The sequence below is a fragment of the Haloparvum sedimenti genome (assembly GCF_001462205.1).
Classification (GTDB): domain Archaea; phylum Halobacteriota; class Halobacteria; order Halobacteriales; family Haloferacaceae; genus Haloparvum; species Haloparvum sedimenti.
Genome location: NZ_LKIR01000121.1, coordinates 145,497 through 159,779, shown reverse-complemented (window position 1 = coordinate 159,779; position 14,283 = coordinate 145,497). Strand labels below are relative to the sequence as shown.

Genomic DNA, 14,283 nt, shown 5'->3' with positions numbered 1-14,283 from the left:
GCGCGCGAGGTCGCGACGCGGTGGCTCGACCGCAACCGATCGGTGTACCGCGAGACGGGGCGGATGGTCGAGAAGTACGACGTGGAGGACCCCGATCGGGAGGCGGGCGGCGGCGAGTACGCGCTACAGGACGGCTTCGGCTGGACGAACGGCGTCGCGCGGGCGCTCGCCGAGTTGTACGACGACGTCTGAGTCGCTGTGTCGCCGCCGACTCGCAAACCCCTAAGGCCCGGCCCCCCAAGCGCAGGTATGGTCGAAGCCCCACAAACCGACGAAGGGTGGTACGCCCTCCACGATTTCCGGACGGTCGACTGGGACGCGTGGCGGGACGCCCCGGAGCGAGAACGCGAGCGCGCGATCGAAGAGGGAGAACACTTCCTCGTCCACCGCGAGGCGGTCGCGGACGCCGACGCCGGCGACTCCGCGGTCTTCGGGATGGTCGGACACAAGGCGGACCTGCTGTTCGTCCACTTCCGGCCCGAACTCGACGACCTCTCCGCTATCGAGCGCCGGTTCGAGGACACCGCGCTCGCGCGGTTCACCGAGCGCGAGACCTCCTACGTCTCCGTCACCGAGGTGTCGGGCTACGTCTCCGACGACTACTTCGAGGGCAACGAGGCGGAGATCGACGAGGGCCTGCGCCGCTACATCGAGGGGAAACTCAAGCCGGAGATCCCCGACGACGAGTACGTCTCCTTCTACCCGATGAGCAAGCGCCGCGGCGAGGAGTACAACTGGTACGACCTCTCCTTCGAGGACCGCGCGGAGCTGATGTCCGGTCACGGCGACGTGGGGCGGGAGTACGCCGGGAAGATCAAGCAGGTGATCGCCTCCTCCGTCGGCTTCGACGACCACGAGTGGGGCGTCACCCTGTTCGGCTCCGACCCGGCCGACATCAAGGACATCGTCTACGAGATGCGCTTCGACGAGGCCTCCTCCCGGTACGGCGAGTTTGGCGAGTTCTACGTCGGCCGCCGGTTCCCGCCCGCGGACCTCGGCGCGTTCCTCGACGGCGCGAAGGTGCCGACCGCGGACCACGACGAGGACCGCTCGGGGACCTGCCCGGCGAGCGAGGACGAGCGCGGGGATGATCACGGAGGGCACGCTCACGGCGAGGGCGGCGCCGCCCACGGCGACCACCCGCACGGCTCCGGCTCCGGCGGGCAGGGCGACCACCCGCACGGCTCCGATGAGGGCGGGAGCGACGGCGGGGGCCACGACCACGGCGACGGCGAGACCGCGAGCGGCCACGGCGGCGACGCCAACGCGGAGTCGATCCGCGGCGAGCTCGCGGACCTGGACATCTACGCGGGCCAGCCCCACGGCGAGGACGTGTTCGCGACCGTCCTCTACAGCGAGGCCGACCCCGACGAGCTGTTCGAGGAGGTCGAGGGGCTCCGCGCCAACTTCGACCACTACGGCACGCACGTCAAGACCGCGGTGTACGAGGGGCGCGCGACCGACCGCGCCGCGGTCGTCTCCATCTGGGACACCGCCTCCGCGGCCGAGACCGCCGCGGGGTTCCTCTCGGAGCTCCCCGAGGTCGTCGCCCGCGCGGGCGAGGAGTCCGGCTTCGGCACGATGGGCATGTTCTACACCGTCAAGCCCGACCACCAGGAGGACTTCGTGGAGAAGTTCGACGCGGTCGGCGAGAAGCTCGAGGGGATGGACGGGCACTTCGAGACCGACCTGATGGTCAACGTCGAAGACGAGAACGACATGTTCATCGCGAGCCAGTGGGCCGCCAAAGAGGACGCGATGGCCTTCTTCCGCTCGGACGACTTCCGCAACACCGTCCAGTGGGGCCGCGACGTGCTCGCGGACCAGCCGCGGCACGTGTTCCTGGCGTAGGGGCCGTCGTCGGGGCGCCGCCTCGTCTTCGACGCCAGTTCCGCGTGCTTGGGAGGATGATCGACGCCCACAGGTTCGAAGAGACCTCTACTCCTCGTCCGACTCCGCCGGATCGTCCGGTTCCTTCTCTCCACCTTTGCTCAGTGCCTCCATCTTGACCCGCGGGTTTCCGTCCGAGTCGGTGGTCGTTGCGTCGGTATCGGCAAGCCGTACGTACTCCGAATCGTCCTTGTTTCCCGTTTCTGTGTCACTCATGGGTCACCGTTCGTGCGGCACGACCATGTATTTTTCTTGGATGATGTAGAACGAGTAGTACCCGATCACCGCGAGGACAGGCACTGAGAGGAGCAGGTCTTTCGTGAGGGAGACCCCGAAAAAGAGAAGGCCGAACCCGGAACCGAGTCCGACGACGCCGATCCAGAACGCAAGTAGCGCGCGTTTGAAACGTCTGGAATTAACCCGAATTACCTCTTTGTTCGTATCGATAGCGGTCGCGAATCCTCGCAACAGAGCGCTCTGGTAGTCCTTCGGATCGACACGGTTTGAGGCGAGGACCTCTCCGAGGACTGCTTTCGGTCCGAACAGCATTCGGCTACTGAGATACGTATGAATACAGAATGCGAACGAGGTGAGCAGGCCGGCAATGCCGAACGCGATCCACACGAGCGGAGCGGCAGTCGTCGGCGAAAACGTGATCGACGCCTCTTCGCCGCCGAAAAAGATGAACAGGGAAAGTAACGCCCCGACTATGACCGCGAGAACGCGCATGCTGGTGGCTGCCTTCTTATCGATCTCATCGACGGTATCGATCTGTTTCTCGACCATCGTTTCATATCGATCAAGCAAATCGTCGTTGGGGTCCGTCTCCACGGAACTATCTGAACTACTGCCTTGCGTCATCTATTTCGTCTCTATCCGGGGTCCTTCTTCATGATATAAAGGTGTGTAGTTTCTCCGAGGGCGTCGACAGGTAAGGCCACTCGTGGCCCGAGCGCCGTCCAGTCCACCTCAGATCTTGGAGTCCCCGCTGATTCGCATCTCCAGACCTCTTCCAGAACGGGTAGCGCGTCGAGCGACCTGTTTTCCGCAGTCGGTCGCCGCACTCACCCTCCTCCGCCGCCCTACGACCCGCCCGGAAGCAGGTCCTCGTAGCGCGCGCCGGTCTGTTTCAGCGTCTCCGTCGAGTAGAGGCGCTCGTGGTCGAACGGGAGGTGGTCGGCCGCGAGCTCGTCCACCTTCGCGTCGACCGCCTCGGCCTCGCGGCCGTGGATCATCGTGAACAGGTTGTACGGCCAGTCCTGATCCGGCCGCCGCGGCCGGTGGTAACACAGCGTCACGTACGGGAGGCTGCCGACCGCCTCGCCGCGGGCGTCGAGCTCGTCGTCCGGCACGTCCCAGACGACCATGCAGTTGTTCTGAAACCCCGTGACGACGTGGTTGACGACGCAGCCGATACGCTTGATGCAGCCGTCCGCGCGCAGGCGCTCGACCGCCGCGAGCACGTCGCGGACGCCCGCGGTCCCGTCCGCGCCGAGCGCGTCGTCGACCGCGGCCGCCACGTCGCGGTAGGGCGTCTCCGAGAGTGGGAAGCCGTCCTGGATCTCCAGCAGGAGCGCGGCCTCCAGCGGCGTGAGGTCGCCGCGCGCCTCCTCCGAGATGCGCGTCGCGGAGACCGCGGTCTCGGAGAGGGATTCCCGCGCGAACCGGTCCCCGTTGACGACCGGGAACTCCAGGTCGATGTAGTAGTCCGTCAGCATCGGGAGGACGAGGACCTCACAGCCAGTCTCCGTCTCGATGTCGTCGATGATCGCGTCCCGCTTCTCGCGGGAGGCCGCGGTGACGACGAACCACATGTTCCACTCGTGGTCGCGGCGGTAGTTGTGGTTCACCTGCGGGTGGGCGTTGATCGCCTCCGCGACCGCTTCGAAGCGGTCCTCGGGCGCCCGCACGGCCGCGAGCGTCGAGGAGCCGATGACCGGCGGGTTGAGGACCGCGCCGAACCGCCGGAAGACGCCCCGCTCGCGCAGGTCGCGCACGCGGTCGAGGACATCGGCGCCGGTCAGGTCCGCGCCCGTCTCCGCGGCCAGATCGGCGGCGACCGCGTCGAAGGGTCGCTCCGTCACGGGGAACCCGCTCTGGTACTCGTCGATCAGGCGCGCGTCGACGGCGTCGAGTCCGGCGCGCCAGTCCGCGTCGAGGCTCATTGGTGGCGGTTGGGGACGGGCGTACCTACGGGTTTCGGAGCCGGAGCGAGTGGGTGGCGGTTCCTGCTTGGTGGCGGAGCCTGTTGGGTCGGTCCGCAACGTCTCGAAAGTCCCGGTCGGCTCTCTGGACGAGATTTTTGTGTCTGTTGTCGATCCTGCTGATCTTGCCAGCACCACCCAGAAAGCCCCAGCCGGCTCTCCCTGCTACTGATCTCGTTTTGTCGTAGATCCTGTTGCTTGGAACAGCACCACCCAGAAAGCCCCAGCCGGCTCGACCGCGCCGGGCCTCGCTGCGCTCCTCGCTCTCCGCACCGCCCGCTGCGGTGCTTACTTCGTCCGGGCGGGTTCGAGCCGGCTGCCCCTTTCAGTCCCACCCTGCACCGCGACCGCACAGCAGCCTCACACCTCCCCAGCCTCGGCCGCGGGCCGGGCGCGGAAACCGCACCGCATCGCGCCCGGCCCGCGGCCTCCCTCGCGCGCGTTGCTCGCGCGCGCCGACAGCACCGCCACAGCACCACCACAGCACCGCGGTCGTCAGAGCGTCGCCACGCTCTTGTGACCCCTCCACGTTCGTCTCGTCCCCGTATTTCCGCGTTCGTGCGAACGCTGAAGTCGGGTACCGCGGCGAAGGGGTCGCATGCCGAAACGCCTCCGCGTGCTCGCCGGCGACTGCACCGTCACCTTCTCGGGGTCGAACGACCGACAGCGCACCCAGCGCGGCCGCGTCGTCGTCCTGATCAAGCCCGACGACACCACGCTCGTCCACGACGCCGACGGCTACCAGCCCGTCGAGTGGCTCACCCGCCCCGACTCCGTCACCGTCGAGGGCGACGGCGACGCCTTCACCGTCACCGCGCGCGACGGGGAGTCGACGCTCCGGGTCGTCGCCGAGGAGGCGACCGCGGCCCGCGCGCTCCCGGTCACGGAGGCCGGCACCCCGGTCGGCACCTGCCCCGGCTGCGCGGGCCCGCTCGTGCGCAGCGGCGGCGACGTTGTCTGCGGGAACTGCGAGGAGCGCTGGGGCCTGCCCGCGGGCGCGACCGTCACGGACGGGACCTGCGAGAACTGCGGCCTCCCCCGGATCCGCGTCGAGCGCGGCGAGGTCTTCCGGCTCTGTCTGGACCCGGGGTGCGAGTCGCTCGCGGACGCCGTGACGGAGCGGTTCGACCGCGTCTGGGACTGCCCGGACTGCGGCGCCGACCTCCGCGTGCGGACCGCGCCGGGACGCGTCTACCTCGGCTGCGGGGAGTATCCCGACTGCGAGACGACGTTCTCGGTCCCCTCGGGGACCGTCGTCGACGACTGCCCCTGCGGACTGCCGGTGTTCGAGACGCCGACCGGCCGGCGGTGTCTGGACGGCACCTGCGACCGGTGGGAGACCGCGACGGACGGCGGACGACCGCGACTCTGAGCAACCGTCCCGACCGACGCGCGACCGCAACCCGTTTACGCCGCCCGGCCGCCGTTTCGGGCATGCAACCACAGGGGACGCTTCGGGGCGACGCCGTCCGCGTCGGCGGCGACGCGCGCCAGCGCTTCCACGACTCCCGAGGGTACGGCCGCCCGCTGTCGGGCAACGAGATCGCGCTCTCGCGCGTGGAGGCGGCCCACCTGCTGTTCCGGGGCGACCTCGACGCGGTCGTCGTCGACGGCGACGAACTCGGCTTCGAGCGGTTCTTCGCGGACGCCGCGGCCGCCGCCGACCGCTTCGCCGTCCGGTTTCTGGTCTACGCGGAGCTTCGCGACCGCGGCTTCTACCTCTCGCCCACGCGCGAGGAGTGGCCGGGCGGGCGACTCGCGGCCGCGGACCCCGACCCCGCCGGCGACGCCGACGCCATCGACTTCGTCGTCTTCGAGCGCGGCTCCGGTCCGAGCGACGGGACCGACTCGGTCGAACACCGCGTGCGCGTCGTCGGCGAGCGCGAGCCGATCCCGGTCGCCGAGATCGCGGGCCAGACGCTCGCGGTCGTCGACGAGGAGAGCGACATCACGTACTTCGAGGCGACCGAGCCGGAGCTGTCGGGCGGGACCGACTTCGAGCCGCCCGGCGACCTCGCCGGGACGCTGCTGTCCGACCGCGTGATCGTCTGGGACGCGCCGGATCGCCTCCACGGGCGCGGATTCTACGGGCAGCCGCTCTCCGGGCGGGACGCGGCGGTTGAGGACGCGCTCCAGCTCTCGCTGGTCGAGGCCGCGGCGCTGGCGGCGGAGGGCCGACTGACGCTCGACCGGGCGGTCTCGGAAGGAGACGGGGCCGACGAAGGGGAGAGCGACGGCGATACCGACTACGACGCCGTGGTCGCTCGCGGACGAGCCGTCGAGGGCGAGCGGTTCGACCGCCGGCTCCGGACCTACGCCGACCTTCGCGCCCGCGAGATGGTCCCCAAGACCGGCTTCAAGTTCGGTGCCGACTTCCGGACGTACCTGGACGTGGAGACGGTCGAGGACCTGCCCCACTCCGAACACCTCGTGCGCGTGGTGGAGCCGGACCACGTCTTCGCGCCGCGGGAGCTGTCGCTGGACGTGCGGCTCGCCGGCGGGGTCCGCAAGCGAATGGTTTTTGCGCTGGCCGGAGCGAACTCCATCGACTACCGTTCGGTAGCACGAGTGACGCCATGACCGACGACACCCACCCACGCGAGGACGCGACCGGGCCCTCGGCGGCGGACGCGGAGGGGGACGACCCCGACCCCGCCACCGCCGACGGCCCGGCCGCGACCGACGGAGGCACCGACACCGCAGCAGGCGCCGACGACGTGGAGCTGGACCCGTGGGGGTCGTCGACCGTCGCCGACTACCGGAGCCTCTTCGAGGAGTTCGGCATCGAGGAGTTCGACGACGTGCTCCCCGACGTGCCCAACCCCCACTACCTGATGCGCCGCGGGGTCATCTTCGGCCACCGCGAGTACGACGCGGTCGCGAAAGCGATGGCCAACGACGAACCGTTCGCGGCGCTGTCCGGCTTCATGCCCACGGGCGACCCGCACATCGGCCACAAGCTGGTCTTCGACGAGCTGATCTGGCACCAACAGCAGGGCGGCGACGCCTTCGGGCTGATCGCCGACCTCGAGGCGCACTCCGCCCGCGGGATGTCGTGGGACGAGATCGACGAGCACGCGCGCAACTACCTGCTGAGCCTGCTCGCGCTCGGGTTCGACGCCGAGGAGGGGGAGCTCTACCGCCAGTCCGACAACCGCGAGGTGCAGGACCTCGGCTTCGAACTCGGCTCGAAGGCGAACTTCTCGGAGTTCGAGGCGATCTACGGCTTCGACGGCGAGACGAACATCTCACACCTCCAGAGCGTGGTCACACAGACGGCGGACATCCTCTATCCCCAACTCGTCGACGAGCCGAAGCCGACCGTGATCCCGGTCGGGCCGGACCAGGACCCGCACGTCCGGCTCACGCGGGACCTGGCGGTCCGGATGCGCTTTTTCAAAGTGACTGAGGCGTTCGCGAGCTTCGAGCTGGACGACGACGAGCGCCAGCTCGTGCGCGCGGCCTACGACGCGCTCGCCGCGGGCGCCGAGGGGAACGAGTCGGCGGAGGCGAGCGCGGACGCCGCGAGCGGAGACGCGGACGTGCGCTGTGAGGACGCCGCCGAGTGGCTGACCGACTACGGCCCGGTCCCGGAGTTCGCGGACGCGAAGGAGGGCGCGCTCCGGAAGCTGGAGGCGGGCGGGAAGGAGCCGCTCCGGCCGCGGGTGCGGTTCCTGAACCGCAACGCGACCGACGAGGCGTTCGACGCGCTGATCGACGCCGTCGAGGGCGACAAGCGCGTCTTCGAGGGACACGTCGACGCGTTCGACCTCTCGCGGGGCGAGGCCGAGGAGCTGGCCCGCGAGGTCGAACTCGACCACGGCGGCTTCGGCTTCCGGCAGCCCTCCTCGATCTACCACCGGTTCATGTCCGGGCTGACGGGCGGCAAGATGTCCTCCTCCATCCCCGCGAGCCACATCTCGCTGCTCGACGACCCCGAGGACGGCTACGACAAGGTGAAGGCCGCGACCACGGGCGGCCGGTCCACGGCCGAGGAACAGCGCGAGAAGGGGGGCAAGCCGGACGAGTGTCCCGTCTACGAGCTGTACGCCTACCTGCTCGCGGCCGACGACGACGGGCTGGCGAAGGAGGTGTACGAGGAGTGCGCCGGCGGCGAGCGGCTCTGCGGCGGCTGCAAGGAGCAGGCCGCGGAGCTCATGGAGGCGTTCCTCGCGGACCACCAGGAGAAGCGCGCGGAGGCCGAGGAACTGCTGGAGGACCTCGACATCGACCTCTCCTCCGACCGGCGCGGCACCGGCGGCGAGCACTGATCGCCCGGCCGCATTTATTGCCCGACCACATTTATCGCCCGAAGTGGCGGCGGTTCGTCGGAAGGGTGCGGATCAGAACTCGTCCCGCACGTAGATACCGAGCACGCCGCCGAGCGCGCCGAACGCGGCGCCGTACACCAGCGAGATGGCGACCGCGAACAGCAGGAACAGCACGCCGACCGCGGCGATCCCCGGCTCGGGGACGAACGGGACGATGAACAGGATCAGGCCCAACACGAACAGCATCGGGAGACTCGCGATCCCACCCGCGAGCGCCCCGACTTTCGCCCCGTCCGTCGGCTCGCCGCCCTGCAGGTAGCCGGCCAGCGCGCCGCCGAGGACCGGCGAGAAGGGGATCCACGAGAGTACGACCGCGGTCGCCGCACCGAGCGCCGCGTTGAGGAGGGTGTTTCCGTCGGTGTCCATACGCCTCCCGGCACGCGAGCGGGGATAAACCCTCGCCGGGCGCGGCACGGCGTGGCGGACCGGTCCGAGCCGGACCGCTCAGTCGTCCGGCTCGGTCCGGATCGACGCCACGTCGATCAGGAGGACGTTCTCCCCGATGTCGGCCGTCTCGACGACCCCCGAAACGCGGAGGTCCGCCGAGGGCGTGGGGCCGACCGTCACCGCGTCGCCGATCCCGAAGGCGCCGATCGGGCCGCGGACGACGACCTCCGCGCGACACCGCTCGGGGTCGTGGACGCTGGTGAAGTCGATCTCCGAGACGGTCGCGTCCGGGACCGGCTCGCCCTCGCGCTCGAGAGGGACGGCTGCGGCCTCCTCCAGCCGGTCCACGTCGAGCGTCTCGTACGCCTGTCGGGTCGGTCGGTAGCCGCCTTTCGGACCCGGAACGCCCTCGACGAGCTGGAGAGCCCGGAGGCTCTGCATCCGGTTCCGGATCGTTCCCGGGTTGCGGTCGACAGCCTCCGCGATGTCGCGCCCCCGAACCGCCCGTTCGTCCCCCTCCGCGAGGTTGACGAGCGACGAGAGGATCCGCTTCTGAGTCGAACTCAGCTGTACCGTCGACATGGACGGATGAACCAGATAGAAATAAATAAACGTTCGCATAATACGGCCTTATACTGTTGAAGAAGATCCAATAAACGAGAAAAAGAAAACATACTGGCATACTTATCGTGGTTCAGGAGACGTTTGACGATTTTTTTTTTTACTTTTCGCCGGATCCGGACCGCCGAATCGTCGATCCGTCGCCGAGAACGGGAGGGAACCGACCACCCGTCGACCGTGCCCACGGGCCGACTGCCTGTCGTCATCGTGGCCGCGACCGCTGCGCCCCTGCCGGCGATACGTCCTTAAATCGTTTGTACGAGAAACTTTTCCGTAGTGGGCGATCAAACCCGATATAGATGGATGAAACAGGTGTGAGAAGAGGAAAGAATAAACGCACGTTTGGAATATTTGGCGATGAATGACTCATCGGGAACGGCCGCGGACGCGCCGGTGCGGGGAACCGCTGCCGTGGGGGACGACGCGGCGGCCGCCGGTGACGGCGTGAGCGCCGACGGCGGTGTCCGCGGCGAGGTGGCCGACCCGGTCCCGGACGTGGACGCCGACGCCGAGCGCGAGCGGATCGGCGCGTTCCTCCGGCGGTCGGTCGCGGCCGCGGACGCCGAGGGGGTCGTGGTCAACATGAGCGGCGGGCTGGACTCGACGGTGACCGCGGCGCTGGCCGTCGAGGCGCTCGGCCCCGACCGCGTCCACGGGCTGGCGCTGCCGTCCACCAAGACGGGCGACGCGAACGCCCGCGACGCGGAGGCGCTCGCGGGGGCGCTCGGCATCGAACTGGACACGGTCCACCTCCAGCCACTCGTCGCGGCGTTCGGGTCGGCGGTGCCGGAGCGGTTCGACCTCCACGGCGACCCGGTGGCGACCGGGAACCTCGTCACACGCCTGCGGATGGCGGTCGCGTACCTCGCCGCGAACGCCACGAACCGGCTGGTGATCGGTACGACCAACCGCTCGGAGCGGCTGCTCGGGTACTACACCAAACACGGCGACGGCGCAGCGGATCTGCTGCCGCTCGGTCATCTCTACAAGACGCAGGTGCGGACGCTCGCCGAGGCGCTTGACGTGCCGTCGTTCGTGCTCGACCGCCCCGCGACCGCGGGATTTCTGCTCGGCCAGTACGACCGCGACGAGCTCGGCGCTCCCTACGAAGTCGTCGACCCTGTCCTCCGGCTGGCGGTCGACGAGGGACTCGCCGGCCCGGCGGTCGCCGACCGTCTCGGCGTCGCGGAGGAGACGGTCGCGGACCTACTCGCTCGGCACGCGGCGAGCGACCACAAGCGGACGCGTCCGCCGACCCCGACGGACGGCGACTGACCGGGGGCGACTGACCGGACGCCATCCCCCCGGGCCTACTCCCACCCGGCGGGCCAGAGGTCGGCCGCCCGCATCCCGGTCTCGAAGTCGGCCTCGCGGAAGGCGTCGGCAAGCTCCGCCACGTCGAGCCGCGGGAGTTCGGTGTCCGGCTCGGCGAGTTCGGCGACCAGAAGCGCCGTCAGCATGCCGTGCTCACGGACGTTTCTGTCGTCGACCTTGTCCCGGGTGTCCGCGTGCGTGTGTCCCCACCCGCGGCCGCGCTCGCCCGAGTCGCTGTGGAGCTGGAGCGCGGGAACCCCTCGGCGTACGAACGGCCACTGGTCGGAGAAGGGATGCGGCTCGCCCTCCACCTCGATCGGATGTCGCGTCGCCCGCGAGACCGCCTCCGCGACGGCGCCCGTCGCTCCCGAAGTGTGCGAGAGCGCGACCAGGTCTCGGAACCGCCCCGCGCCGTCGACGTTGACGACGCCCGCGACCGAGTCGAGGTCCGTCGTCTCCGCGAGGTGTTCCGCGCCGAGCAACCCGACCTCCTCGCAGCCGACCGCGACCACGTCGACGCCGAGTTCGAGGTCCGCTTCCGCGAGGATCCCGGCGGCGGTGACGACCGTGGCGATGCCGCAGCCGTTGTCAAGCGCTCCCTCCGCGATGTCGTGGCCGTCGTAGTGCGCGACCAGCAGCAGGCGCTCGTCGGTGTCCGGACCGGTCCGCCCGACCACGTTCCGGCTCTCGCCCGGGACCGTCTCGGCGTCGACCGAGCAGTGGACCGACGCGGTCTCGCCAGGGGTGTTCGCGGCGTACTCGCGGAGCCACGCGCCGGTCTCCTTCGAGACGCCGACCGCGGGCGCCTCGGCCTCCTCGCCGAACGTGAGCGAGCCGGTCGGCGGGAGCTGGCCGTCGAGGTGGTTGACGAAGACGAACCCTGCCGCACCCGCGCCGACCGCGTAGCCGAACTTCTCCATCCGGTGGACGAACCGCCCGCCGGAGGGGGTCGTCGTCGAGGCGACGACGAGCTTCCCTTCCACGTCCAGTTCGTCGATCTCCTCGGGGGTGCCGTAACCCGCGTCAACGAGTTCGGCGTCGACCGCGCCCGCGGGCGAATACGGGAGCGCGAGCGCCTCGAACGAGCGCGTGCGCTCGCCGTCGCCGGTGCGGGTCGGCGTCGTCACCTCCAGCGTCGTCTCCCCGCGACGCCACGCGTTCATCTCGAAGGGGTCGGTGTACACGTCCCGGAGCCCCGCCTCGCGGAAGGCGTCCGCGACGAGGTCCGCGGCCGCGCGCTCTCCCTCGCTGCCGCCCATCCGGCTCCCGATGGCCGTCAACTCGGTGAGGAACTCCCACGGGTCGGTGCCTGTCCACGTCCGGCCGAGCGCGGGCGCGAACGCGTCGAGGCGCTCGCGGACGCGCTCGGGATCCGGATCGCCGCCAGCGTCGGTGTCGGCGTCTGTGTCGGTCGACATGTGGCGGTGGTGGCCCTCGGCGGCGATAAGGATGTGGGACGCGGTGACGCAAGCCGACTCGCGCTCGGTACCGGCTCGAAGGTGCACCCCGAAGCGCTACGTTCAAGTGCGGGCGTCGGGTACGCGGAAACGAGCACCGTTGGTCCAGTGGTAGGACATTAGCTTCCCAAGCTAATAGCCCGGGTTCAATTCCCGGACGGTGCATTCTTCGAGCGAATCTCCGACGGGATTGAACCCTATCAGTCGCAGCCCGGCAGCCCGCGACCGCAGGCAGCCCGGACCGTCTGATTCCGGTTCAATTCCCGGACGGTGCATTTTCTCTTCGTCGTCGATTCTCCGGTCTCGGCCGTTCAGAGACGCTCTACCTCGCTCGTCTTCTCGGTTTCGACGTTGCCCGTGTTGCGCGTGCCGGCCGGCTCGAACAGCATGACGCGGACCTCCTCCTCCGCGACTGGCCGGTGTTCGACGCCCGCGGGGACGGCACGGAGCTGGTTCTCCGTCAGCGTCGCGTCCGGTCGGTCGCGGAACTCGATGCGGAGTTCGCCGTCGAGCACGTAGAACAACTCGTCACCCTCCTCGTGACGGTGCCAGTCGAACGTCCCCTCGAGCCGTGCGAGCTTGACGTGCTGGCCGTTTAACTCGGCCGCGATCTTCGGCGCCCACAGCTCCTCGATGTCGTCGAAGGCCACGCTCACGTCGACCGTCTCCTCGTCCATATCCTGTCGCGCGGCGCCGCGGGGGTATCGCTTTCGGCGGCGGCTCGTCAGTCCACGTCCGGCGGGTTGAGGTCGCGCTGGAACTCGTCGAAGACGGCGAGGTCGTCGTCGAGCTCGTACGCGATCTCGCGCTCGTCCTGCCGAGTGGGGAGGCGACCGTCCTCGAGGTCGGTCGCGACGGACTCCCATCCCGGCTTGATGCGGATGCTCTTTGCGGGCATCCCGACGACGATGTGGTGGGCGGGTACGTCCCCCTGCACGACCGCTCGAGCGCCGACGACGCTGTTGGCTCCGACCTTGCAGCCGGCCCGGACCATCGCGTCGTAGGTGACGCGGGCGTCGTCTTCGATGACCGTGTGGAAGTTGCGGACCTCGGTCTGGTCGACGATGTCGTGGTCGTGGCTGTACACGTGGACGCCGTCGGAGATCGAGGCCCGGTCGCCGATCGTGAGCTTCCCGCGGTCGTCGAGGTGGACATCGTCGTGGACCACGACGTTGTCGCCGACCTCGATGTTGTGGCCGTAGGTGAACGTGATCCCCTTGAAGAAGCGACAGTCCTCCCCGCAGTCGGCGAAGAGGTGGTCCGCGAGCATCGACCGGAACCGGAGGGCGAACTCGACGTTGTCGGCCATCGGCGTGGCGTCGAACTGTCGCCAGAGCCACTGGAGATGCTTCGAGCGCTGGAACTGGTCCTCGTCCTTCTCGGCGTAGTACTCCGACTCGAGCGTCGCGTTACAGGGATCGTACCCCTGGAGCCGGACGCGCTCGGCCTTCGAGACCGACTCGCCCGCCTGCCACGCCTCCCACGCCTCGCGGTCGCCGTGGAGGTCGATCAACACGTCGCGCACGACCTCGCAGGTGTCCTCGTCCGAGGAAAGGCGCTCGTCCACCTCGTCGATGAAGCCCCGGACCCCGGCCTCGGCCGCGTCGGGCAGGGAGACGTGTCGCTTTGTCATCGGCGTCAGTTGACCGGGAACCCTCAAAGGGGTTCGGTTGTGCGACGACACCGCGGACGCGCGGCTCCATGGTCCGCCGGACGGGGTCATCGCCCGCGGCCGCGACATAAATCCCCCCGACGCGACCGACCGCGTGGGAGGAACCGTACCCGCTAAGTGGGCGGATCCCCAACCGTGAGCCATGCACTACCGCGAACTCGGAGATTCCGGCGTCGAGGTGAGCGAGGTTGGGTTCGGCGCGTGGGTCGTCGGCACCGACTGGTGGGGCGACCGCACCGAGGAGCAGGCGGTCGAGATGGTCCAGTACGCCCTCGATCAGGGGATCACCTACTTCGACACGGGCGACGTGTACGGGCACGGCGACTCCGAGGAGCTGATCGGCCGCGCGCTCGCGGAGCACCGCGACGAGGTGACGCTCGCGACCAAGATCGGCTACGACTTCTACA

At 69.3% G+C, this 14,283-nt stretch carries 14 protein-coding genes, 1 tRNA gene and 1 pseudogene; 8 read left to right on the top strand and 8 right to left on the bottom strand.

The window, feature by feature from the left end:
• Together AN233_RS17975 and AN233_RS08105 are read left to right on the top strand one after the other, a co-directional pair.
• A pseudogene (locus AN233_RS17975) lies at positions 1 to 192 on the top strand (trehalase family glycosidase); the annotation flags it as partial.
• A gap of 57 nt (positions 193 to 249) precedes the next feature.
• The gene (locus tag AN233_RS08105; RefSeq protein ID WP_058366289.1) at positions 250 to 1,851 is read left to right on the top strand and encodes a heme-binding protein; all 1,602 of its coding nucleotides are present in this window, start codon (positions 250 to 252) and stop codon (positions 1,849 to 1,851) included.
• Between the two features lie 87 nt (positions 1,852 to 1,938).
• Here the strand turns inward: AN233_RS08105 and AN233_RS17270 are convergent, their stop codons facing one another.
• From AN233_RS17270 to ahbB, 3 genes are all read right to left on the bottom strand, one after another.
• Positions 1,939 to 2,106: a hypothetical protein gene (locus AN233_RS17270; protein WP_176696666.1), complete on the bottom strand. Its 168-nt coding sequence runs from the start codon at positions 2,104 to 2,106 to the stop codon at positions 1,939 to 1,941.
• Positions 2,107 to 2,109: 3 nt separating this feature from the next.
• Entirely contained in the window at positions 2,110 to 2,721 is a 612-nt protein-coding gene (locus tag AN233_RS08100) for a hypothetical protein (protein ID WP_125919997.1), read from the bottom strand.
• 251 nt (positions 2,722 to 2,972) lie between these two features.
• Positions 2,973 to 4,055, bottom strand: coding sequence for a siroheme decarboxylase subunit beta (gene ahbB, locus AN233_RS08095; RefSeq protein ID WP_058366287.1), 1,083 nt, complete (start codon positions 4,053 to 4,055; stop codon positions 2,973 to 2,975).
• Between the two features lie 637 nt (positions 4,056 to 4,692).
• Here ahbB and AN233_RS08090 point away from each other — a divergent pair.
• From AN233_RS08090 to AN233_RS08080, 3 genes are all read left to right on the top strand, one after another.
• Positions 4,693 to 5,466, top strand: coding sequence for a topoisomerase DNA-binding C4 zinc finger domain-containing protein (locus AN233_RS08090; RefSeq protein WP_176696665.1), 774 nt, complete (start codon positions 4,693 to 4,695; stop codon positions 5,464 to 5,466).
• Positions 5,467 to 5,528: 62 nt separating this feature from the next.
• Positions 5,529 to 6,674 carry a tRNA-intron lyase gene (gene endA / locus AN233_RS08085; protein WP_058366286.1) on the top strand — a complete coding sequence of 382 codons (1,146 nt, stop codon included), beginning with the start codon at positions 5,529 to 5,531 and terminating at the stop codon, positions 6,672 to 6,674.
• Positions 6,671 to 8,365: a tryptophan--tRNA ligase gene (locus tag AN233_RS08080; protein ID WP_058366285.1), complete on the top strand. Its 1,695-nt coding sequence runs from the start codon at positions 6,671 to 6,673 to the stop codon at positions 8,363 to 8,365. The genes endA and AN233_RS08080 overlap by 4 nt, the downstream gene beginning before the upstream one ends.
• A gap of 72 nt (positions 8,366 to 8,437) precedes the next feature.
• Here AN233_RS08080 and AN233_RS08075 read toward each other — a convergent pair whose 3' ends face one another.
• Both AN233_RS08075 and AN233_RS08070 read right to left on the bottom strand, forming a co-directional pair.
• On the bottom strand, positions 8,438 to 8,791 hold the full coding sequence (locus tag AN233_RS08075) for a DUF5518 domain-containing protein (protein ID WP_058366284.1): 354 nt from the start codon (positions 8,789 to 8,791) through the stop codon (positions 8,438 to 8,440).
• A gap of 78 nt (positions 8,792 to 8,869) precedes the next feature.
• On the bottom strand, positions 8,870 to 9,394 hold the full coding sequence (locus AN233_RS08070; RefSeq protein WP_058366283.1) for an Rrf2 family transcriptional regulator: 525 nt from the start codon (positions 9,392 to 9,394) through the stop codon (positions 8,870 to 8,872).
• A 396-nt stretch (positions 9,395 to 9,790) separates the two neighbouring features.
• Between AN233_RS08070 and AN233_RS08065 the strand changes: the two genes are divergently transcribed.
• Positions 9,791 to 10,708, top strand: a complete 918-nt coding sequence (locus tag AN233_RS08065) for an NAD+ synthase (RefSeq protein ID WP_058366282.1) — start codon at positions 9,791 to 9,793, stop codon at positions 10,706 to 10,708.
• Positions 10,709 to 10,743: 35 nt separating this feature from the next.
• Here AN233_RS08065 and AN233_RS08060 read toward each other — a convergent pair whose 3' ends face one another.
• Entirely contained in the window at positions 10,744 to 12,165 is a 1,422-nt protein-coding gene (locus tag AN233_RS08060; protein WP_058366281.1) for a M28 family metallopeptidase, read from the bottom strand.
• Positions 12,166 to 12,298: 133 nt separating this feature from the next.
• On the opposite strand from AN233_RS08060, the gene AN233_RS08055 reads away from it, so the two are divergent.
• Positions 12,299 to 12,369 (top strand) — tRNA-Gly (locus AN233_RS08055).
• Between the two features lie 146 nt (positions 12,370 to 12,515).
• Here the strand turns inward: AN233_RS08055 and AN233_RS08050 are convergent.
• Together AN233_RS08050 and AN233_RS08045 are read right to left on the bottom strand one after the other, a co-directional pair.
• Complete coding sequence (locus tag AN233_RS08050) at positions 12,516 to 12,881, bottom strand: cupin domain-containing protein (RefSeq protein WP_058366280.1); 366 nt, start codon at positions 12,879 to 12,881, stop codon at positions 12,516 to 12,518.
• A 47-nt stretch (positions 12,882 to 12,928) separates the two neighbouring features.
• A complete protein-coding gene (locus tag AN233_RS08045) occupies positions 12,929 to 13,837 on the bottom strand; it encodes an acyltransferase (protein ID WP_058366279.1) in 909 nt (302 codons plus the stop codon).
• A gap of 181 nt (positions 13,838 to 14,018) precedes the next feature.
• On the opposite strand from AN233_RS08045, the gene AN233_RS17970 reads away from it, so the two are divergent.
• A partial coding sequence (locus tag AN233_RS17970) for an aldo/keto reductase (protein WP_394326200.1) occupies positions 14,019 to 14,283 on the top strand: 265 nt, incomplete at its 3' end.